Source organism: Caballeronia mineralivorans PML1(12), from assembly GCF_001028175.1.
Classification (GTDB): Bacteria; Pseudomonadota; Gammaproteobacteria; order Burkholderiales; family Burkholderiaceae; genus Caballeronia; species Caballeronia mineralivorans.
This window is the reverse complement of record NZ_AEJF01000103.1, coordinates 16,515-37,809: the sequence shown is the minus strand read 5'-3', so window position 1 is coordinate 37,809 and position 21,295 is coordinate 16,515. Positions and strand designations below refer to the sequence as shown.

The window sequence follows — 21,295 nt, the reverse complement described above, 5'->3', positions numbered from 1 at the left end:
CCGACTATCCACTGGCTCCGGAGCACGTGTTCCCGGCGGCGCACGAGGCCACCGCCGCCCTTCGCCGCTGGTTGGGCAGTCAGGGCGTTTCGCAGATCGCGCTGGTCGGCGACTCCGCGGGCGGCGCTCTCGCCCTCAGCGTGCTGGGCGATACGGCGACGACCTCGCCGGCGATAGCGGCCATCGCGGTCTTTTCCCCTTGGCTCGATCTGGCGATGACCGGCGCCTCGTTCACCAGTCCCGACATCCGCGACCCCATCTTCTTCCAGCCGGGAATGCTTGCCGGGCCTGCCGCGGCCTATCTCGCCGGCGCCGATCCAAAGGACGGCCGGGCGTCGCCGCTCTACGCCGTGCCCGAGGTTCTGCCGCCGTTGCTCATCCAGGTGGGCGGCGACGAGATCCTGCTCGACGACGCGCGGCGCTATGCGCAGGCGGCCGCGGACAAGGGCGGCGAGGTGCAGCTAGATGTCTTCGAAGGGCTGCACCACGTCTTCCAAGGCGCGACGAGAGACCTGCCGACCGCGCGCCGCGCGCTCGACGCGGTGGCGGCGTTCCTGAGCCGCCACTGGGCCTAGCGCGACGCGTTCAGGAGAGCCGCCGCGACCCGGTCAAGGGTCGGACCATCGGTCAGCGTGACTCGGCCAGCGCCACGGCGCCAGCGGCAATGCGAACCGGGCACGATGAGTCGTTCGCCGCACGCCATACCGCTTCCGCCACGTGGAGCGCCCGAGTGACCACAGACGACTGGCCCCATCCCGCGAAGCCACTTTGCGCGAGGCCGGCGTAGGCCTCGGGGATGCCACCCTGCATCCGCGGCTGTGCGTTTTCACCGAATCGGGTCTTGGAGCCCGTCCCGGCGGAGCCAGGCTCACTCGCACATTGAATGGCTGAAGTTCCAGCGCAAGAGACACCATGAACGCGTTCACCGCCGCCTTGCTCGCCGTGTACACGGAAAGCAGAGGGAGCGACCTCAACATCACACTCGACGTCACGTTCACGATGACACCCGCCTTCCGTTGCCTGAACTGAGGCAGCACTGCCTGCGTCACCGCGATCAAGCATATCCCTGCACTTGCTGCAGAAATATGCGTTCTGTTTCATGTCATCTCAGCTTTTCAAGCTCGCCTTGATTTATTGAACGACAGGTCATAATATCCACGCATGACAAAATCTTCTTCCCTTCGGCAGCTTGCCGATCGCTCACAGGAACGTGGGCGCCCCCGTGAATTCGATCTCGACGAGGTGATCGATTCCGCTGGCCGGGTGTTTTGGGAGGGGGGCTACCACGCAACCTCGGTCGGGACCTTATGCAATGCAACGGGACTGCTGCGCGGCAGCCTGTACGGCGCATTCGGCGATAAGCACGGGCTGCTCGTCGCCGCGTTCGAACGTTATGCCGACGGTGCGGTCGCCCGCCTGAAAGAGCGGCTGGAAGCCGATTTGCCACCGCGTGAAGGCCTGCGGCAAGCATTGCTTCACTACACCCGGCTGAGCGCCGACCTCGCCGGCCGCCATGGATGCTTCATTACCAACGCGGCACTCGAACTGCTTCCCGCCGACGAAGTACTGCGGCCTTATATCGAAACAACACTGCAGCGCATTTCTGCCCAGTTGAGCGCGGCCGTAATTCGCGGTCAGCAAGCGGGAGACTTCAACGCCGATCTCGACGAAAACGCCGTTGGCACTTTCCTGCTGTGCATCGTGCAGGGATTGCGGGTGCTGGGCAAAGTCGAGGTAAGCGAAAAGAAGCTGGTCGGCATCGTCGATATGACCATGCGAGCGCTGCTCTAAAAATTTTTCCTTAATTTTTGAACGATAAGTCATGAATAAATTATTCGAGCATCAAGCGGCTGTCCCTGCCAATCCGGACCTGGGCCGAAGTGCATGCGTCCCCGCTGTTCGCACCGGTTACATGACGGGGGTATTGCTCTGCGTGGCCGCGACGATATTGATGGGCATCATGTTTCCCGTCATGACGAGCGCACTCCGGCACGTCGATCCGTTCACCTTTACATCGTTGCGCTACATGATCGCCGGCAGCGCGTTCTTAGTCCTGTTGCGGGTGAAAGAAGGCCGAAGCGCGTTCCGGTTCAAGGGAGAACCCATCGCGCTTGCCTGGCTGTTGGGATCGATCGGCTTTTGCGGGTTCGGCTCTTTTGTTTTTCTTGGGCAACAACTGGCCGGACGCGACGGTGCACTCACGGCGTCGATCATGATGGCAACCCAGCCGATGATGGGCTTGATCATGAATTCGATCGTGCGCAGGGTCATGCCGCCGTTATATTCGTTTCTGTTTATCCTGATGTCGTTTGCCGGCGTCGCACTGGTCGTGACGAAGGGTGACATCGCCGCACTCCTGAGCGAGCCTCAAAACTACGCGGCGAATGCGTTGATCGTGGTGGGCGCGCTGTGCTGGGTCATTTACACGTTCAGCGCATCGTACTTCAAGACCTGGTCCGCACTCAAATACACGACGATGACAACCTTGCTAGGTCTGACCACGATCATCGGGCTGAACGCGCTGCTATTCGCACTTCACGTTGTTCCAGTACCGACCGCGGCGGCGTTGATCGCCATCGTCCCTCATCTGCTTTATATGGGACCCGTAGCGGGTTTTGTCGCCATTCTGTTCTGGAACATGGGAAACAGAATGCTTACTCCGATCAACGGTGTCCTGTTCATGGACGTGCTGCCCGTGACAACATTTGTTGTGTCGGCGATCAGCGGATTGATTCCGACCCACATGCAAATTGCCGGCGCTTGCATGACGGGCAGCGCGCTGATTCTCAACAACCTCTATTTACGCCGCCGGGCTCAGCGCCTGGCTGCGGGTTCGTAGAACCGAGCCGGCAACCCGCAGTGGCGCAGGTTGCGATATTAGCGATAATCGCCTCACAGCCCGACAATCTGAAACGGCGCTCGCGGTACTGCGTCCCCATCCAGGCAGGCTATCGCCCAGACGACGGCAAAATTCGTGGCGGCATTATGTGACGCGAAGCGTCCGAGCGTGCCGTGCGAGTGTTGATTTCCATAGGGGTCCCGGATAATCACGCATGAATCAAAGGTGCCGTGAGAAGGCGCAACCATCGGTCGTATCGTGGATCCTCGGTATTGCATTTCCATATTCAGCTCTCTCTGTTCAGTTTGAGGCAATGGAAGTCGACGTAAGGAATCAGAAACATTTTAGCTGTCGAGTTATCGAGTGCAACGCATCCAGATCAATATTCCAAAGCGTGAAACCAAACGCCGGATAATTGAATGCTGCGTACTACGGCCCCTTGCAATTGAACTCATGGCGCCACGATCAAACAGCCGTGTTCACGCATTCGAGCATTCGCTGCACGCTCGCATGCTGGATTGGCGTAAGTTCGGGATAACGCGCCAGATCGACCACGCGCTTGCGCCAGTAAGCCTGCCCTAGCACCGAACAACTCCCTTCGTTGGTCCAGCGTGGAACGATCCGCTCCAGGTGCGCGATCTCCTGTTCGATCACTAAGGGATGTCGGGGGGCTGAGGGGACGATCTGGTCAAAGCTCACGGCTCATGCTCCACTAACAAAGCAACCGACATTACCGTGACTTCGCCAATAGCGAATCCTCAATTATGAGGATTTACGCTACACGGTAAGTTCCAGTAATTGTTTTCAGCAAGAAATCAATTACTGGAATGCACGGACGCACCGTTGAAGTGCGGCAAACGGCCGTTATTGGGCAAGCCTTGGGATAGTCGAGATAGTCGGAGCATGGTAATCAAATCGAATTCAATTCGATTGACATGCCAGCACGGCGTTTTCAAGGGGCGTCTGTTGAAACGATTATTTGGCCGTCTTCGCGTCCCGATTCAACTCGCACTTCGGCCAAACATTCACGGAGATTATTCTTCCCGCCTGCGAGCGTTTTTTAAAAATGATTTCCGATCGCGCAACGTTTTACTGCCCGTTCGTCTGCACGGCGCGAATGAGTTTGGAGCGGCTTCCAACACCAAGCTTGTGGAAAGAACGGTCAATATGCGTGCGGACCGTCGTGTAGGAGATACCCAGCCGGAATGCGATTTCCTTGTCGAGCAAACCTTCCACTACCAGCCCGACGACGTCCCGTTCGCGTGCCGTCAGGTTCTTCAGCACGTCTTCGGAAATCAGCCTGGCTTGCGGTCCGGACTGCTTCGTCATGCCCGCCGCAGCGCGCGCTCGCGCCAGCGCAGCGGTAAAGGCCGGCCGGATGAACTCGGCCATGGCGAGGTCGTGGTCGGAGAAATCGTCGCGCTGCTTGCCGCGCCAGATGCGCAGGTCGCCAATGTTGGAATCGCCAGCCCACGCGTAGACGTTCATGCCCCAGTGCAAACCGTCGCGACGCAGAAAGTCGTTGAACAGTTCAGTGCGCATCAGCTCGCCCTGCGGAATCACGTTACTGACGCGAACCGCCTCGCGGCAGTATTGCAGGCGCGGGGTCACGGTATCGCGGTACTGGTAGTACTGCTCGTACTCGGACAGATTGTCTTCCGACATGTTAAACGAGACACGATTGACGAACTCCTTCTTCGTGTCGTCCCAGACGTATGACCCGAGGTAGTCCGCGCGCAGCAAGCTGAGCATGCGAACGCCCACTTCCTGTCGCATTAGCTGCTCAGGAAGTGAGTCGGCAAGCACAGCGAAGATGTCGGAAACCAGAGCGGTTTCGCGGCTTGTCAAATACATTTCACGGACATGCTGGTCGATCCCCGGTCAACGGCTCGCATACGTTTTCGCCGCACGCAAGCCTCCCACATTTTGAAATGCTGCCTCGCAGACTACACGGACGATATTTCCGATTCAAGTCTGTTGTGTTTGCGCCGTTAAACAGTTCGCCGTCATTTCAGCTGACGGGCCAGTCGTTTGAACGCATCGCGAGGCGGCAGCGATACAGCCTCCGGCACCCAGTCCAGACTCCTACCAACGGGGAAATGCATGGCATTCATTCCGAATCTGCGCCGCCGCAAACCTGTCATTGCAGCCGGCGAAACCGCTTCAACCCAGCAAGCGACCTTTGGTTATATCGACACCCTGTTCGACTATGGCGCGTTCCTGGCCGCGTCGCCGGCGCTAGGCACGCTGCCGGCGAGCGGCCAGACGATTGCGATCATCGGCGCGGGCATGGGCGGGCTGGTATCGGCTTATGAGCTGCTGCGCGCCGGCGCGTCCAACGTCGTGCTGTACGAAGCGTCCGGACGCATTGGCGGGCGCGCCTACAGCATCTCCTTTACGAGCCAGGCGCCGGCATTCCTGGCCGAAATGGGCGCCATGCGTTTCCCTCCCAGCGAGTACAGCCTGTTCCACTACCTCAACCAGTTCGGTATCGAGGCAAACTCGAATTTCCCCGATCCCGGCGAAGTGCTGACCAATCTCGGTTATCAAGGACAGACGTATACGTGGCCGGCGAAAGGCAACCCGCCCGACATGTTTGCGACGGTCCATGCGGGCTGGACCGCGTTCATCAGCGACGGTTTCACGCCCTCCTCCGGCCCGGCTTTGCTGGCGCCGGTAGCCATCACCGAGTTGTTGCGCACCGGACAGTACGGCGCGGCGCGCTCGGCATGGCAAGCGTATATCGACATGTTCGGCAATCAGAGTTTTTATAGCGCGCTCCAGACCCTGTTCAGCGGCGCGAATCCTCCCGGCGGCAAACAATGGCGCAACCCGGACGACTATGAGCTGTTTGGCGCACTAGGTGTTGGTTCGGGCGGACTCGGGCCGATGTATCCGGTCGCTTTCCTGGAGATCGTGCGCCTGATGGTCGATGAACTCGAAACCGACCAGTTGTTCATTCCGGCCGGCATCGAATCGCTGGCGCAGGCGTTTAGCCAGCAAGTATTCGGCGGCCTCTCGATTGCGCAGCGTGTCGTCAACACGCCGGTTTCGCGCATCGCTCGCACTGGCGAGGGCGTCATGCTTACGCTGGCAGACGGTTCGAACGAGTTTGCCGACCGGGTGATCGTGACAGCCAGCACGCGCGCGATGCAGATCGACATGGCGTTGACCGCGCCCGCGTCGGCGCTCTCCCCGCAGCAGTGCTCGGCGGTCAATGACGTGCACCTGACCAGCTCGTCGAAAGTGTTCGTGATGACGCAGCGAAAATTCTGGCTCGACGAGAATCTGCCCGCGAATATCCAGACCGATACCCTGGTCCGTGGCGTGTATTGCCTCGATTACGCGCCCGATAATCCCGATGCGCCGGGCGTCGTGTTGCTCAGTTACGCATGGGAAGACGATGCCATCAAGCAACTCGCGCTCGGGGACAACCAGCAGCGCGTGCAGCGGCTCGTGGCCGATCTGGCGCAAACCAATGCCACGTTTGCACAGTATGTCGTGCCTATCGATAACGACTACCAGACCTACGTGAAGACAATCGACTGGGATTTGCAGCCGGGTTATTACGGCGCGTTCAAGCTGAATTTTGCCGGCGGCGACGCCCAGAGCCAGCAATTGTTCTTCCAGTTCCAGGACAGCAAGCAACCTGCGACGGACCCTTTCATCTATCTGGCCGGAGACAGTTGCTCATTTACCGGCGGATGGGTGGAAGGCGCGCTGCAAACGGGCATCAATGCGGTTTGCGCTGTGATTCGAAGCCTGGGTGGCAGCGTCGTGCCGAACAACCCGCTCGACAATATGTCGCCGCCGTATGACTACACGGCCACTTCAACCAGCGAGGCCATCGGCTTGCGTTGAGGCGCATGCGTTTGCACCGCTAAGGCAAAAAAAGACCCGCGCAAGGCGGGTCTTAGTCTCTCAGTTTCGTATGGCGGAACGCGCGGGTTTTTCTTATGGCACGTTCGGTTTTGCCATCGGAGTTCGGTGTAGACGTAATGCCCCCCGGCTCTAGGCGACAACTTAACCGATTAGAAAGCTTGCCGCATCCTCATTTCTGAGGATATGGTGCGGTCGAATCCTACAAGTGTAAGGTGGCGACCGTTTCGCCGAACCTCATTTTGACCTTGTGGAAGCGTACCATTTTTGGTACAACAAAGGCATCGTGAACTTACCCAACCTAGATGCCGACCACCATCAAGCTCGTTCTGACCGTCCGGTTTTTCCGGAGCACTGCCGGTGCCGAGCCGGTGCGTGACTGGCTCAGAGAACTCGACGCCGTTGATCGCAAGCTGATCGGTGAAGACGTCAAGACCGTGCAAATTGGCTGGCCGCTCGAGATGCCTTGGGTCCGCAAGATGGCGAAGGATTTGTCGGAGGTTCGCATCAGCCTGCCACGGCGAATCGCTCGAATCATGTTCACGATTGTCGGCAGCAAAATAGTGTTGTTGCACGGCTTCGTAAAGAAATCCCAGGCGACACCGCAGGAAGATATGGACCTTGCAAAGGACAGGTTGAAACAGGTCAGGAAAGCCGAAAAAGCTTAAAACGTAAGCAGCAAAGAAAGCAAGTTAGAAAGCCAAGAAAGCAATGGAGTGCATCATGGCAAACGCACATATCGGCTGCAATTTCGATGACTTCCTCGCCGAGGAAGCGATTCTAGAAGAAGCCACCGCAACCGCGATCAAGCGGGTAATTGCGTGGCAAATTGAACGGGAAATGACGGCGCAACACATTACCAAAACGGCGATGGCAAAGCGCATGAAAACAAGTCGCGCAGCGCTGAACCGTCTGCTGGATGAAACTGATACGAGCCTCACGCTCACTACACTCGCGAGCGCGGCGGCAGCGCTCGGGAAACGGCTCAACTTCGAATTGACGAACGCCTGATCCACTCTGGCGAGAGACTGCTGCGTTTGCCTCAGGTTCTGGATATGTTTGGACTAGGCAAAACGATGCTGTACGAGATGATGAAGACGGGAGAATTCCCGCAATCCAGGAGGGTTCGCCACCTGTCCGTCTGGGTCGAGTCGGCGGTGCAGGACTGGATCCGGGTCGTCGCCAAGCCTAAGAGCATCGGCTAGGAGCTGTAACGCGCATAAACGGATGGATCGCCATCCGTTTATGCGCGTAGTCAGCCGATAAAAACCGGGTATCGTTTTGGTTTATCGCTCATAAACCCCGAGCGACAAAGGACTATATGTCGAGCGTAGCCATGTCGATCACGAAGCGATATTTGACATCGCTCTTGACCATACGCTCATAGGCCTTGTCGATCTCGTCCATTCGAATCATTTCAATGTCCGACGTAATGCCGTGCTTACCGCAGAAATCCAGCATCTCCTGTGTTTCCGCAATGCCGCCGATCAACGAACCGGCCAGCTTGCGGCGCTTGAAAATCAGGTTGGCGACGTCTGGAGACGGATGCGCATGCTCGGGGACGCCGACGAGCGTCAGCGTTCCGTCGCGCTTGAGCAGCGCGGTGAACTGATCGAGATTGTGCGAAGCCGCGACGGTGTTGAGAATAAAATCGAAAGAGTTCGCGTGTTTCGCCATCTGCTGCGGATCTTTCGAAATCACGACCTCGTGCGCGCCGAGGCGCTTCGCGTCCTCAACCTTGCTGGCCGACGTCGTGAACAGCACGACATGTGCGCCGAACGCCGCTGCGAGCTTGACACCCATATGACCCAGCCCACCCAGCCCGACGATGCCAACCTTCTGCCCGGCCCGGACATTCCAGTGACGCAGCGGCGAATAGGTGGTGATGCCGGCGCACAACAGCGGCGCCACGGCGGCCAGATCGAGATTCTCGGGAACGCGCAGCGTGAAGGCCTCGTCCACTACGATCGATTTGGAATAACCGCCGTATGTCACGCCGCCCGTGTGTTTGTCCGGCGCATTGTAGGTACCGACAAAACCGCCCGGGCCTTCGCAATACTGCTCGAGACCTTCCTGACAAGACGGGCAAGTCCGGCATGAATCCACCAGGCAGCCCACGCCGACCAGCGCGCCGACCTTGAACTTCGTGACTTCGGAACCGACCTCGGTCACACGGCCGACGATCTCGTGTCCCGGCACATTCGGATACACCGTACCCGCCCATTCTCCACGCGCGGTATGCAGGTCCGAATGGCAAACGCCGCAATACAGGATGTCGATGCGGACGTCGTGTGCACCGGTGTCCCGGCGATCGAAGGCGAAAGGAGCGAATGGCGCATCGGCGGATTGCACTGCGTAGCCATAGGTCTTAAACATGGTGTTGTCCTTGAAATGATTCGTTTGATCGTTGCTACCGGGCGCGTTGTCCGTTCAAAAACACGGACATACTCGTGCGTAAGCAGCGCTGGCGAGGTGCGTTGCACGGGCCAGGCCGCCACACGAAATGCTTGATAGATGACAGCTGGTTTGAGTTCGACGCCGCGCGGAAATCCTGGGACGTCGAGTCGGGGACAAGTCGCTTATGTCGACATCGACCGGTTGAGCGGTTGCACGATTGCGTATGCAATGCTGTGCGAACCGCCAGGCTTCGGCTCCAAATCCCAAGCCCCGGAAAGGATGCGAGTGTCCTCTTCGCTGGACAGTATGCAAACTCTGATCAAACCATTCAATGGAAATATTGCGATTTCACAATTCCAATTAATGGAATGTAATGTTGACGCAGTTCGCGGATTGATCTCGAAACGCGCTTATCGCGAGTGAGTGTTGTCCTACATGCGCCCCTTCCAGGGCGTCAATGCCTTTTCCAGCCGTCGCATCAAGGCGTCGAAGCAATACGCAAGAATGCCGATCACCACGATGCCCATGATCACAATGTCCGTGCGCAGGAAGTTCGATGCGTTCAGCACCATTTGCCCGAGTCCCGCGGTCGCAGCCACCATCTCGGCTGCGACCAGCGTGGTCCAGCCGAAACCGATGGCAATGCGCATCCCGGTCAGGATCTCCGGCAACGCCGCCGGCAGCACGACCATGCGGATCACCTGCCAGCGCGTTGCCCCCAGCGAGCGCGCCGCGTTGATCTGCTCGATGGCAACCGAGCGCACGCCCGCCTTTGATGCCATCGCAAGCGGCGCAAAACAGGCGAGAAAAATCAGCGTGATCTTGGCGCTCTCGTCGATACCGAGCCAGATCACGATGAGCGGCAGATACGCGAGCGGCGGCAGCGGCCGGTAGAACTCGATCAACGGGTCTGCAATGCCGCGCGCAATGCGCGAGGTCCCCATCGCGATACCGACCGGCACTGCGGTGACCACAGCAAGACTGAACGCCGCCAGCACCCGCAGCACGCTGATTTCCACATGCTGCGCGAGCGGCGTACCGCCTTGCGTGTCCCCGGTAATCGCGCCGATGAACGCGTCGAAGGTCGCGCGCGGCGACGGCAGGAACAGCGGCTTGATCCAGCCGAGCCGCGTCGCCAGCCACCATAACGCGAGCAGCACGAGCGCCGTCGCGAGACTGATGTGCCAAGTCGCGCCCTGCCCGAGCGCGCCATATGACTGCGCACGCTTGCGGCGCCGTCTCGCGCTTTCAGGCGATGACGGCGCACGTGCCGCAGGTGGATCGCCGGGACGGGCAAGAAGCTTGGTTTCCGTGGCAGCCATCAGTGTGTTCCTCCCGACGACGTTTCGTGGACCAGCCTAAGCACGCGCTCGCGCATGGCGATGAACTCGGCGCTTGCCTTGGTCGCGCGCACATTACGTGTCTCGATGTACTGCCGCGCGAACGGCAGGTGCAACTCATGGACAATGCGCCCCGGATTCGGCGCCATGACAATGAGACGCGTGGCGAGAAACAGCGCTTCTTCAACGTCGTGAGTGATGAAGAAAAAGACGCCCTTGGAGTCGTCCCAGAGGTTGAGCAGCAGCTCCTGAATCGACTCACGGGTGAACGCGTCGAGTGCGCCGAGCGGTTCGTCGAGCAGCATGACCTGAGGCGAAGAGGCGATGGCGCGCGCCACGCCCACGCGCTGCTGCATGCCGCCGGACAGTTCGTACACCGGGCGCTGCGCGGCATCCGACAACCCCACGCGACGCAGGCACTCCATCCCTACACGACGGCGTTCGTGCAGAGGAACCTTACGCAGCCGCAGCCCGAACTCGACGTTTTCGATCACGTTCATCCACGGCATCAGCGCATGCTTCTGGAACACCACACCACGCTCGTAACCCGGCCCTTCCACCAGCTTGCCGTCGAGCAGGATCTCGCCGCGCGTGGGCGGTATGAAGCCGGCGATGGTGTTGAGCAAGGTCGTCTTACCGCACCCCGAGGCGCCTAAGGCGACCACGAACTCCCCCGGCTCGATCGCAAGCGATACATTTTCAAGCGCGAGATTGGGCGGCCCCTTCCGCGCGGGGTATTCAATCGAGAGATCGTTTATTTCGAGCATGGTCGGTGTCCGTGGATGAACCGGTGTTACTTGGCTTACTTGGTGGCGTCGGCAGCCTTGACGTATCGGTCGGTCACGCCAACCGAATAATCGGGCAAGGTGGCTTGCAGCGTCTTCTGCTCCTTCAGGAAGTCCGCGGTAGCGAGCAGCGACTTCGCGGCTCCCCCGCTCTTGCCGCCCGAAAGCCACTTATCCGACGCCTGTTCCTGCGGGCTTGGGAATTGATAAAGCGCAAGCGACGCCGCGACTTCGTCAGGCGTACCGCCGGAAATCGCTGCCACGGCTTTGCCTTGCGGCGTCGCGCCGGTCCATTCGCCGGGGTTCGCGCGATACGCCGCATCGCCCTTCGCGAGAATCTTGACGAACGTGGTCATGAACACCGGGTTGGCCTGTGCCCATTCGCGATTCACGACAAAACCGTCGAACGTGGCGAGACCGGTTTGCGCTGCGATCTTGCCCGATGTCGTCACGACCTTGCCGCTTTGCTCCACCTTCGAGAGCACCGGGTTCCAGATGTAGGCCGCGTCGATATCGCCGCGCTCCCACGCGGCCGCTATCTCGGCGGGCCGCATGTTGAGCACCTTCACGTCGCTGCCGGTGAGCCCTGCCTGCTTCAGTGCGAGCAGCGCATGGAAGTGGCTGGTCGAAACGAACGGCACACCCAGGCGCTTGCCCTTGAGCTGCGCCACGTTCGTGATGCCCGAACCGTTGCGCACCACGAGCGCTTCAGCGTCGTTGATGTTGTCGAGTATCCAGAACAACTCGATCGGCAGGCCCTGGCTCAACCCCGCCGCAACCGGACTTGAACCGGCCTCGCCAATCTGCACGTTGCCCGATGCCATCGCGCGGATCACATCGCCGCCACCGCCGAACTTGCGATAGCTGACCTTGTAGCCGGTTTGCTTGCCGGCTTCGTCGAGTTGCTGCGCGTAACGCCAAGGCACCATCATGTCCTGATAGGCAATTGTCACTTCCTTGTCTGCCGCGAGCGCATGAGTCGCGGCAGACATCGCTGCCGACGCCATGCAAAGCGCAGCGAATGCGCGGACCAGATGCCGCAGCGGGGCGGCTTTCGAGCGTGTCGACATCGTGCGCCAGCCAAATGCTTTCATGCGGTATTCCTCGAGTGAAGGGGTTCATCAATGACATGCCGTGGTCAGCCAACGCCAGCTCACCGCGCTCGGCGCATGCCTGCTACGCAGGCTTGGCCACGTGCCATCCCTGATGCACATTCCTGACCAAGCGATGGTGCCAGCATGGGGTTTCGATTGGGCCAGCACTCACGGTGCGGACCCCGGCACGTCATCCGCATCGCAAGGTCATGACCCGTCGCCTGCGTCCCGCGCCACCCAAGTGCAAAGCGTATGGCAAGGAACGGTCGATGTGCGTTCGTGCACCAAACAAGGACTATTGCCGCAGCGCGGACTTTGCCGCGCGCCGCGTATGAGCGACAACCAGCCGGCCCAGTTCGCGGATACCCGGCTCGATGCGTTCGAGGGGTATCGAAGAAAAGCCGAGACGAATGTAAGGCTCCGTCATCGCGTCATGAAAGAAAGGAGCGCCTGGATCGAACAGCACGCCCTGTGCGATACAGGCTGCGCGCAATGCAGCCGGATCGGGGCGGCCAGGCAGGCGCATCCATACCGAGGACCCGCCGTGCGGCAATCGGAACTGTGCGTCAGGAATATGACACGCGAGTGCCTCAGTCAACACCCCGGCTCGTTCGCTGAGGGTCGCGCGGGTCCGGTGCAACAGGCGGTCATAGTGGCCCTGCTGGATGAACAGCGCCGCCGTAAGCTGGTTGTTGCCAGGCGCCTGACGGATCATCAGGCGCCGCAGCACACGCAGCCGGCTTATCACCGGCGCCGGCGCAACGATATAACCAAGGCGCAAACCCGGCGACAGCAGCTTCGACAAGCTGCTCAGATAGATCACGCGATCGCCTTTGTCGATAGCCTTCAGCGCCGGCAACGGCTGGCCGATGTACTGCGTTTCAGGATCGTAGTCGTCTTCGAAGATCACCTGGTCGTGGCGTGCCGCGTGTTCCAGAAGCGCCACGCGCCGGTCTGTGCTCATCGTCACGCCGGTCGGGCACTGGTGGCTCGGCGTGCAATACACGTAGTCGCACTGTGCAAGCGGGGCCGACATCTCGACACCGTTCTCGTCCACCGGCAGCGGCAGCACGCGGGCCTCGTGGCGCGCGAAGATATTGCGCGCGTCCATATAGCCGGGGTTCTCCACACCGACGATCATCCCCGGCCGCGCGAACAATTCCGCCAGCAGAAAAAGACCGTGCTGCGTGCCGAGCGTGAGCAGGATCTGATCGGGAGTCGCTGCAATACCGCGCCTTGGCAAGACCCGCCTGATCAACTGATCAACGAGCAGCGCGGAGTCGCTCCCCTCCCCATCCTGTCCCCAACTTTCGACGGCCGCTACTTCCAGCGCCTGCCGGCTGCACTCGCGCCAGTCTGACAGCGGAAACAGCTTCGGGTCGAACTGGCCGAACACGAACGGATAGCGAAAGCTGCGCCATCCCGCCGGACGATCGAGCCAGCGCATCTCGCCTTGCCGGAGCCGGCCCCGCTCGTTCCAGTCAGGTGGCTCCGGAAGTCCCTGCGTGCTCACGCGCGCCACCTGCGCCCGTTCGATCGCGCCGCACACGAAATAGCCGTCACGCGGCCGTGCGTCGAGATAACCATCCGCAACGAGCCGGTCGTAGACCAGCACGGCCGTGTTGCGCGAGACGCCCGCGAGTTGCGCCAGTTCGCGCCCGGAAGGCAAGCGTAAGCCCACTGGCAGGCGCCCATCGAGGATCGCGTTGACGAGCGCCGTGCGCAGTTGCACCTGCAGGGGCGCCGCGTTGTGCGCCGGCTTCGCCAGCAGTTGCTGCCACATCAGTTCATGATCGCTGGAACGCACGAAGATCCTTTGACTGGCACCACGGAATGATTCTGCTGGCATTATGCTGGCGCCAAAAAACTTGCAATCATGGCTGCACCGTTCCCCCTGGAAGCACCGCCATGAGCCCATCGCAGCCCCTCCTTTCGCCTGATTCTTCCGCTGTATCCATGCAGCATCAATGGCTGCCCTTCACGCCGAACCGCGAATTCAAGGACGACCCCAGACTCTTCGGCAGCGCCCGTGACCAATACTTCTATGATCTCGACGGACGCCCGGTTCTCGACGCCGGCTCGGGTCTCTTCACCACGCCGGCGGGACACTGCCGTCGCGAGATTGCCGATGCGGTGCACGCGCAACTGCTGGAGCTCGATTTCACGCCGAGCTTCCTGCGCGCCCACCCGAAGTCGTTCGAACTGTCGAACCGGCTGGTCGAACTGCTTCCTGCCGGCATGGACAAGCTGTTCTTCGTGAGCTCGGGTTCGGAAGCCGTCGATACCGCCATGAAGATCTGCCTCGCTTATCAGCGAGCGCGCGGCGCGACCGGGCGCTCGATGTTCGTCTCGCGCGAACGTGCGTACCACGGGGTGAATTTCGGCGGCGTGGCGTTGTCCGGCATGGTGAATAACCGCCGCGCGTATGGCAACGTGGTGCATGGCGTGGTGCACATGCGCGACACGTGGATGGAGGAGAACCGCTTCCAGGTCGGCCAGCCGCAACACGGCCGTGAACGCGCCGACGACTTGCTGCGCCTGATCCAGCTGCATGGCGCGGAGAATATTGCAGCGTGTTTCGTCGAGCCGATCGCCGGATCGACCGGCGTGCTCGTGCCGCCCCCGGGTTATCTCGAACGCCTTCGGGAGATCTGCACGGCACACGGCATCCTGCTCGTTTTCGACGAAGTGATCTGCGGTTTCGGGCGTACGGGCCGGCCGTTTGCGGCACAGAGCTTCGGCGTGACACCTGACCTCATCACGATGGCCAAGGCGCTGACGAACGGTGCGATACCCATGGCAGCAGTGGCCGTGGGCCGCCATGTCCACGATACGATCGTGGACACCGCGCCCGATGGCGCCATCGAGTTCTTCCACGGCTACACGTGGTCCGCGCATCCGGTGTCGTGCGCTGCGGCTCTTGCGGCGCTCGACATCTATCGCGACGAGAAGCTGTTCGAGCGCGCCCACGCGATGTCGGGTTATTTCCTCGAGCAAGTAGCAACGTTACGCGAGCTGCCGGTAGTCACCGACATTCGCGGCTACGGCATGATCGCGGGCGTGGACATCCAGTCGGACGGCGTGCCGGGACGGCGCGGCCACCTGCTGCAAAAGCAGCTCTTCGACGCGGGCGTGCACCTGAAGACCACCGGCGATTGCGCGATCCTTTCGCCGCAGTTCATCTTCGAGCGCGAGCATATCGACAAGACCGTCGATATAGTGCGCAGTACGCTCGCCTCGTTCGAAGCATGATCCTGCTGGGCTCGCCCCTGGTGCTCGGCTGGCTTGCGCTTGTCAGTTTCATCGCGGGCGCAGCCAAGGGGATGACCGGCTTTGGCGCTGCGCTCGTCATGGCACCGCTTTTCAGCCTGCTGATCGGGGTACCCGAAGCAGGCGTGCTGATCGTGCTCGTGCATTGCGTCACATCCATGCAAGGCGCGCGGAGCTGGGTCGGCCAAGTTCGCTGGCGAGCAGTCACCCCGCTCGCGCTGGTCGCCGTGGCATGCACCGCCGCGAGCGCTAGTGCGATCATGCACGCGGACTCCGCGGCCATGCGTCATCTGGTTGCCTGCGCTGTGCTCATTGTGACCGGCATGCATATGCTGGGCTGGCGCTGGCGGCATCGCGGCGGCTGGTTGCCGACCGTGGCTGCCGGCGCCGCCAGCGGCGCACTCACCGCACTCGGTGGCCTGGGCGGTCCGCCCGCCTTGTACTACTTCAACGGCTTCGCGCAAGGTCCTGCCTTGCGCGCCAACCTGCTCGGATATTTTGCTCTCCTCTTCTGTACCGCCACGGCAATCCTTGCGATGGAAAAGCGCATCAGCGTCGCCCACCTCTGCACGGCGGGTGTGCTGACGCCGGCCTTCGTAGCTGGTGTCGAACTGGGCGAACGATTGAGCAAGCGACTAGCGCCGTGCTGGTTCGACCGTCTTGTCAGCGCGCTCTTGCTAAGCTCCGGACTACTCGCATTGATGACCTGATAACCCTACGAAATCGCCCTTGGTAAAACCCGCTCCCCAAGCGGCCGCGTCAAGATTTTTCCCGGCGTGCCGTAATCACGATCAATGATGCAAAAACGTTCTTCGCAACGCTGCGACAGGGAGAAGGAACATGACTGATTCAGACTGGCCGATGGTTGGGGTATACCTTGTGGTGATGATGGGCGCAGTGCTGCTCTTGAGCGCGCTGTCCATGCGTGGGACGAGACTGCGGCTCCCCAACGTCTTGTCACGGGACAAATCGCCGACCTGACGTGAAGTCTGGAACCAGCCAGGCGTAACCAACCGCACCCTCCGGGTTGCACCGCAACCATCGTCACTAACGGACGAATCGAACGGGTCTTTTATCTGGTGTTTCCCCCGATCAGCACGCAGCCGATGTTCTCGTCTGGCTGCGAGCGTATCGGGAAACAGGTCAGTCGCTTTTGGGAAAACCGGGCCGCCACTCTCGTGTACGATGACTTCACATCGAGGCCCGGTATCTGAGCGTTGCAGTCAACGTCACGCCTCGGGCACGGTGCAATAACCCGCGCGCCCGAGCTGTATCGGGCGTCCTGTCAGCCGTCATTCGGTAGGGATTTCCATGCCACGTTCCGACTGGACCCGTGAAGCGATTCGCAAGATCGAGGCCGACTACAATCGTTCCGCCGATACCCACCTGATTCCGCTGGACTTGCCCGGTTATCCGGCCATCCGTTTCTATTTCAAGGATGAATCCAGCCATCCGACCGGCAGCCTGAAACATCGTCTGGCGCGCTCCTTGTTTCTTTACGCGCTCTGCAATGGCTGGCTGCGCGAGCAAAGCACGATAGTGGAAGCGTCCAGCGGATCGACGGCCATTTCCGAAGCGTATTTCGCGAGACTGCTCGGCCTGCCCTTCGTCGCGGTGATTCCGGCCGGCACATCCAGGGTGAAAATCGAGGCGATCGAGTTCTATGGCGGGCGCTGCCATCTGGTCCCCAATCCGGCCGATATCTATACGGAATCGCACCGTCTCGCCGCGGAAACCGGCGGTCATTTCATGGACCAGTTCACCTACGCCGAACGTGCCACCGACTGGCGTGCCAACAACAATATCGCCGAGTCGATTTTCAAGCAGATGGACGACGAGGAGTACCCCGTGCCGGCCTGGCTCGTGTCCAGCGGTGGCACCGGCGGCACGATCGCCACCCTGGGACGCTATGTAGCGTATCGCCGGCATACCACGCGCATTCTTTGCGCCGACCCCGAGAATTCCGTATTTTTCGACTACTTCAAAAGCACGCTGGCGGGTCATCCGGACAGCAGCCTGACACTGGATGTTGGATCGAAGATCGAGGGCATCGGCCGCCCGCGGGTTGAACGCTCCTTCATTCCAACTTGCGTCGATGCCATGCTCAAGGTGCCCGACGCCTTGTCTTTTGCTGCAATGCGCTATCTGGCCGGGCGCTTTGGACGCCGCGTGGGCGGCTCGACAGGGACCAATTTCGTCGGTGTCTTGTATCTGGCCGAACGCATGAAGCAGGCGGGCAAGCAAGGAGCCATCGTCAGCCTGCTGTGCGACAGCGGCGAACGTTATAGCAAAACCTACTATGACGATGCTTGGTACCAGGCGCAGGGAATTCCAGTCGCAGAGCCAGACGCACTGATCGCGCGTGCAGTGGCGGGCGAGCCGGTGCTGACACAGCAGGCCGTTGCAGGGATGGAGGCTGCCGGAGTAGGAATGTAAAAAGCTGCAGAATGGCGATCCGTTTTGGCGGCTTAAACGGCCACTAAACGGGGCCGCATTTTGAAAACCAAGTTTCTTCGCACACACAAGCTGAGGTTCCGATGACACGCACTGTCGCCGAAAAACGCGCCGCCTTCCGCGCTCTTCACAGCCAAGGTTGTTTCGTGTTGCCCAACCCGTGGGATGCCGGCAGCGCCCGGATGCTGCAGCACCTGGGCTTTGCCGCGCTGGCATCGACCAGTTCAGGCTTCGCGTGGTCCACGGGCCGCCCCGACTACGCCGTGACCTGCTCCGACGTCCTGCACCATCTGTCCGCTCTCTGCGAGGCCGTGGACCTGCCGGTGAATGCCGACTTCGAGTCTGGCTTCGCTTCCGACCCTGCAACGCTCGCGGCCAACGTCAGTCTCGCGATACAGACGGGCGTGGCCGGCTTGTCCATTGAAGATCGCGACGTGGAAGCGCCGTTCGGTCTCTATGACACCGCCATGGCCGTGGAGCGTGTGCGTGCGGCCCGGGCGGCGATCGACCGGTCGGGCGATGACGTCATCCTGGTCGCGCGAACAGAAGGCCTGCTAAGCGATCCTGGCGCGGTCAGTCAGGCCATCGACAAACTGGTGGCCTTCGCCGCCGAAGGTGCCGACTGTTTGTACGCGCCGGGCGTTGTCGAGAAAGCTGATATTGTCGCCATGGTTCGCGCCGTAGCGCCCAAGCCGGTCAACGTCCTGATGATGCGTCCCGGCATGAGCGTTGCCGAACTGGCCGACCTTGGCGTGCGGCGCATCAGTGTCGGCGGAGGGTTGGCACGGGTTGCGTGGAGAGCCATGATCGCGGCCGCGGAGCAAATGAAGACCGGCTCTTTCGATGGTCTGGCCGGGGCAGCGTCGGGCAAGCAATTGAACGATGTCTTCGGCGGATTCGCCTGAGCCGACATGTTCCCGCCGCGGTGGGAACATGTCGGCATCGACTATGTAGCAACGCTGTAGCCTGCCGATCCCTCGCTGATTGTCGACTGCGCGAGACCCGGTTTGTTGTATCGTCTCGGCAACATTTGCCTGGCCGAAAAGGGTTGGCAGCCGGCATAACTGCCTGATAATATTGAGACGTGGATTGCCTCCGGCTCCACGCCATTCAACCTTCATCTCTCCAAGGGAGGCGAAACATGATCACATTCGTTACCGCCGTCCCTAACTCGGCAATGCGACCCTCTTAGGTCGCCGTCCGCGCGGGCACAGCAGCCCGCGCCGTTTCCAGACAGTCCGTTGTTGTCAGTTCGCCCGCACATGCAGGCGCGCTCCGGCTGTCGCTCTCATTTTCTCCTGACCGGATAGCCTCGTGGCGCGTCGCGCCACTGGCTGTGGCAAATGGCTTACACAAAAAAAATCGACTTCGGCGGACGTGCGTTCAAAGACGTTCTCGGTTTCACCATTGCTCATTGGGGCAAACAACCGTGGCGCATCGCGGCCATCGTCCTGCTCGCGCTGCTGTCGGCACTGGCTGACGTCCTGACGCCGCTCTACGCAGGGCGGCTCGTGGATGCACTCGCCGCCGGCGCGGCCGGCAAGGAGCTGGCATGGCGCGCGGCCACGGCCGCATTCGCCACGCTGGCCTTCCTCGGATTGACCGGCACGCTGTTGCGCCAGTTCACGTTCATGAACATCATCGTGTTGACGCTCAAGATGATGAGTGAAATTGCCTCGAACGCATTTCATCGCGTGCAGCGTTTCTCCGCCGACTGGCACGGCAACAGCTTCGCCGGTTCGACCGTACGCAAGATCACGCGCGGCATGTGGGCGCTCGACCTGCTCAACGACACCTTGCTCGTGGCGCTGCTGCCGTCGCTCGTCATGCTGGTCGGGGCGACGGTGCTGCTCGGGCTTCACTGGGCAGTGATGGGCGTGGTCGTGGGCATCGGGTCGCTGCTCTATATTGCCGTGACCGTCGGCCTGTCGCTCGGCTTCGTTGCGCCCGCGGCGCGCCTCGGCAACGCGTGGGATACCCGCATGGGCGGTGCGCTGGCAGACGCGGTGAGCTGCAACACCGTGGTCAAGGCCTTCGGTGCGGAGACGCGCGAGGAAGCGCGGCTGGCGCGCGTGATCGGCAAGTGGCGTCACCGTACCCGGCGTACGTGGGAGCGCGGCACGATCAACGGCGGCGTGCAAGGCGGCATGCTGGTGGTCATGCAGGCGGCAATTCTTGGCGCTGCGTTGTTACTGTGGGAAGCCGACAAAGCCAGCGTGGGCGACATCACGTTCACGCTGACCATGTTCTTCATGTTGCAGGGGTATCTGCGTGAAGTCGGAATGCACGTGCGCAATCTGCAGCGTTCGGTTAACGACATGGAAGAGCTGGTGTCGCTTGAAGGCCAGCCGCTGGGAGTGGAAGACAAGCCCGACGCCGGCCCTATTTTGATCGGCAAAGGCGAGATCCGCTTCGAACACGTGACCTTCGCCTACGACGGTCACGCGAAGCCGCTTTATCGCGACTTTTCGGTGCGAATTGCACCGGGAGAACGTGTAGGGCTGATCGGGCATTCCGGGTCCGGCAAGACGACCCTGATCAAGCTCATCCAGCGGCTCTACGACATCTCCGGCGGCCAGATCCTGATCGACGGGCAGAACATTGCCGATTTCGGCCAAGCGTCGCTGCGCGGGCAGATCGCGATCGTCCAGCAAGAGCCGGTGCTGTTCCACCGCTCGCTTGCGGAGAACATTGCGTATGCCCGGCCAGGCGCGACCCGCGCGGAAATCGAGCGGGCCGCAAGACAGGCCAGCGCCCACGATTTCATCGCGGCGCTGCCTCAAGGCTATGAAACGCTCGTGGGTGAGCGCGGCATCAAGTTGTCGGGGGGCGAACGCCAGCGTGTGGCGATTGCGCGTGCATTCCTCGCGGATGCGCCCATCCTGATCCTGGACGAAGCGACATCGAGTCTCGACAGCGAGAGCGAAGTGCTGATCCAGCAGGCCATGGAGCGGTTGATGGTCGGCCGCACTACGCTGGTCGTCGCGCACCGGCTTTCGACGGTGCGTGCGCTGGACAGGCTGCTGGTGCTCGACAAGGGCAGGATCGCGGAGGAAGGCAGCCACGAGAAGCTGATCGAGCTCGACAACGGCTTGTACCGGCGTCTGTTCGAACGGCAGGCGCTCGGGTTGACGACCGATCGCACCGAGCCGCAGGTTGCGGCAAAAACCGGCCGCCCCGCCGGTGGTTATGTCGACGATTCCTCGTTGATCACCGGGAGATGATGCAACGGTCCGG

At 61.0% G+C, this 21,295-nt stretch carries 20 protein-coding genes and 1 pseudogene; 13 read left to right on the top strand and 8 right to left on the bottom strand.

Annotation, left to right across the window (positions count from 1 at the left end; translation table 11 throughout):
* On the top strand, positions 1-575 hold a 575-nt coding region (locus tag EOS_RS16270), incomplete at its 5' end, for an alpha/beta hydrolase fold domain-containing protein (RefSeq protein WP_047847697.1).
* A 52-nt stretch (positions 576-627) separates the two neighbouring features.
* Here the strand turns inward: EOS_RS16270 and EOS_RS16265 are convergent.
* Positions 628-1,055 (bottom strand): annotated as a pseudogene (locus tag EOS_RS16265) (SDR family NAD(P)-dependent oxidoreductase); the annotation flags it as partial.
* A gap of 106 nt (positions 1,056-1,161) precedes the next feature.
* On the opposite strand from EOS_RS16265, the gene EOS_RS16260 reads away from it, so the two are divergent.
* On the top strand, positions 1,162-1,791 hold the full coding sequence (locus tag EOS_RS16260; RefSeq protein ID WP_047847690.1) for a TetR/AcrR family transcriptional regulator: 630 nt from the start codon (positions 1,162-1,164) through the stop codon (positions 1,789-1,791).
* Positions 1,792-1,822: 31 nt separating this feature from the next.
* A complete protein-coding gene (locus EOS_RS16255; protein ID WP_235442838.1) occupies positions 1,823-2,839 on the top strand; it encodes a DMT family transporter in 1,017 nt (338 codons plus the stop codon).
* 465 nt (positions 2,840-3,304) lie between these two features.
* On the opposite strand, the gene EOS_RS16250 is transcribed toward EOS_RS16255, so the two are convergent.
* Together EOS_RS16250 and EOS_RS16245 are read right to left on the bottom strand one after the other, a co-directional pair.
* A complete protein-coding gene (locus EOS_RS16250) occupies positions 3,305-3,538 on the bottom strand; it encodes a hypothetical protein (protein ID WP_152693129.1) in 234 nt (77 codons plus the stop codon).
* A gap of 390 nt (positions 3,539-3,928) precedes the next feature.
* Positions 3,929-4,615 carry a response regulator transcription factor gene (locus tag EOS_RS16245; RefSeq protein WP_160312502.1) on the bottom strand — a complete coding sequence of 229 codons (687 nt, stop codon included), beginning with the start codon at positions 4,613-4,615 and terminating at the stop codon, positions 3,929-3,931.
* A gap of 327 nt (positions 4,616-4,942) precedes the next feature.
* On the opposite strand from EOS_RS16245, the gene EOS_RS16240 reads away from it, so the two are divergent.
* The 4 genes from EOS_RS16240 to EOS_RS44515 all read left to right on the top strand — a co-directional run bounded on the left by EOS_RS16240 (position 4,943) and on the right by EOS_RS44515 (position 7,923).
* Positions 4,943-6,700, top strand: a complete 1,758-nt coding sequence (locus EOS_RS16240) for an NAD(P)/FAD-dependent oxidoreductase (protein WP_047847688.1) — start codon at positions 4,943-4,945, stop codon at positions 6,698-6,700.
* Positions 6,701-7,023: 323 nt separating this feature from the next.
* Positions 7,024-7,386, top strand: a complete 363-nt coding sequence (locus tag EOS_RS16235) for a type II toxin-antitoxin system RelE/ParE family toxin (RefSeq protein ID WP_047847687.1) — start codon at positions 7,024-7,026, stop codon at positions 7,384-7,386.
* Positions 7,387-7,441: 55 nt separating this feature from the next.
* Positions 7,442-7,729 (top strand): XRE family transcriptional regulator, encoded by a 288-nt coding sequence (locus EOS_RS16230; protein WP_082163375.1) that lies wholly within the window; start codon positions 7,442-7,444, stop codon positions 7,727-7,729.
* Positions 7,730-7,755: 26 nt separating this feature from the next.
* Positions 7,756-7,923 (top strand): helix-turn-helix transcriptional regulator, encoded by a 168-nt coding sequence (locus EOS_RS44515; protein ID WP_407639147.1) that lies wholly within the window; start codon positions 7,756-7,758, stop codon positions 7,921-7,923.
* Positions 7,924-8,035: 112 nt separating this feature from the next.
* Here the strand turns inward: EOS_RS44515 and EOS_RS16225 are convergent, their stop codons facing one another.
* The 5 genes from EOS_RS16225 to pdxR form a co-directional block, all read right to left on the bottom strand.
* A complete protein-coding gene (locus EOS_RS16225) occupies positions 8,036-9,094 on the bottom strand; it encodes an NAD(P)-dependent alcohol dehydrogenase (RefSeq protein WP_047847685.1) in 1,059 nt (352 codons plus the stop codon).
* A 452-nt stretch (positions 9,095-9,546) separates the two neighbouring features.
* Positions 9,547-10,437, bottom strand: coding sequence for an ABC transporter permease subunit (locus EOS_RS16220; protein ID WP_047847684.1), 891 nt, complete (start codon positions 10,435-10,437; stop codon positions 9,547-9,549).
* The gene (locus EOS_RS16215) at positions 10,437-11,222 is read right to left on the bottom strand and encodes a taurine ABC transporter ATP-binding protein (RefSeq protein ID WP_047847683.1); all 786 of its coding nucleotides are present in this window, start codon (positions 11,220-11,222) and stop codon (positions 10,437-10,439) included. The genes EOS_RS16220 and EOS_RS16215 overlap by 1 nt, the downstream gene beginning before the upstream one ends.
* A 35-nt stretch (positions 11,223-11,257) precedes the next feature.
* Positions 11,258-12,247 (bottom strand): taurine ABC transporter substrate-binding protein, encoded by a 990-nt coding sequence (tauA, locus tag EOS_RS16210; RefSeq protein WP_235442840.1) that lies wholly within the window; start codon positions 12,245-12,247, stop codon positions 11,258-11,260.
* Positions 12,248-12,629: 382 nt separating this feature from the next.
* Positions 12,630-14,141: a MocR-like pyridoxine biosynthesis transcription factor PdxR gene (gene pdxR / locus EOS_RS16205; RefSeq protein ID WP_047847693.1), complete on the bottom strand. Its 1,512-nt coding sequence runs from the start codon at positions 14,139-14,141 to the stop codon at positions 12,630-12,632.
* Between the two features lie 101 nt (positions 14,142-14,242).
* On the opposite strand from pdxR, the gene EOS_RS16200 reads away from it, so the two are divergent.
* The 6 genes from EOS_RS16200 to EOS_RS16180 all read left to right on the top strand — a co-directional run bounded on the left by EOS_RS16200 (position 14,243) and on the right by EOS_RS16180 (position 21,282).
* Positions 14,243-15,586, top strand: a complete 1,344-nt coding sequence (locus tag EOS_RS16200) for an aminotransferase class III-fold pyridoxal phosphate-dependent enzyme (RefSeq protein ID WP_047847682.1) — start codon at positions 14,243-14,245, stop codon at positions 15,584-15,586.
* Entirely contained in the window at positions 15,583-16,314 is a 732-nt protein-coding gene (locus tag EOS_RS16195) for a sulfite exporter TauE/SafE family protein (RefSeq protein ID WP_047847681.1), read from the top strand. The genes EOS_RS16200 and EOS_RS16195 overlap by 4 nt, the downstream gene beginning before the upstream one ends.
* Positions 16,315-16,444: 130 nt before the next feature.
* A complete protein-coding gene (locus EOS_RS47540; RefSeq protein ID WP_167348961.1) occupies positions 16,445-16,585 on the top strand; it encodes a hypothetical protein in 141 nt (46 codons plus the stop codon).
* 330 nt (positions 16,586-16,915) lie between these two features.
* Complete coding sequence (locus tag EOS_RS16190; RefSeq protein WP_047847680.1) at positions 16,916-18,040, top strand: PLP-dependent cysteine synthase family protein; 1,125 nt, start codon at positions 16,916-16,918, stop codon at positions 18,038-18,040.
* A 101-nt stretch (positions 18,041-18,141) separates the two neighbouring features.
* Entirely contained in the window at positions 18,142-18,963 is an 822-nt protein-coding gene (locus tag EOS_RS16185; protein ID WP_047847679.1) for an isocitrate lyase/PEP mutase family protein, read from the top strand.
* 438 nt (positions 18,964-19,401) lie between these two features.
* Positions 19,402-21,282: an ABC transporter ATP-binding protein gene (locus EOS_RS16180; protein ID WP_047847678.1), complete on the top strand. Its 1,881-nt coding sequence runs from the start codon at positions 19,402-19,404 to the stop codon at positions 21,280-21,282.
* The last annotated feature ends 13 nt before the right edge of the window (positions 21,283-21,295 follow it).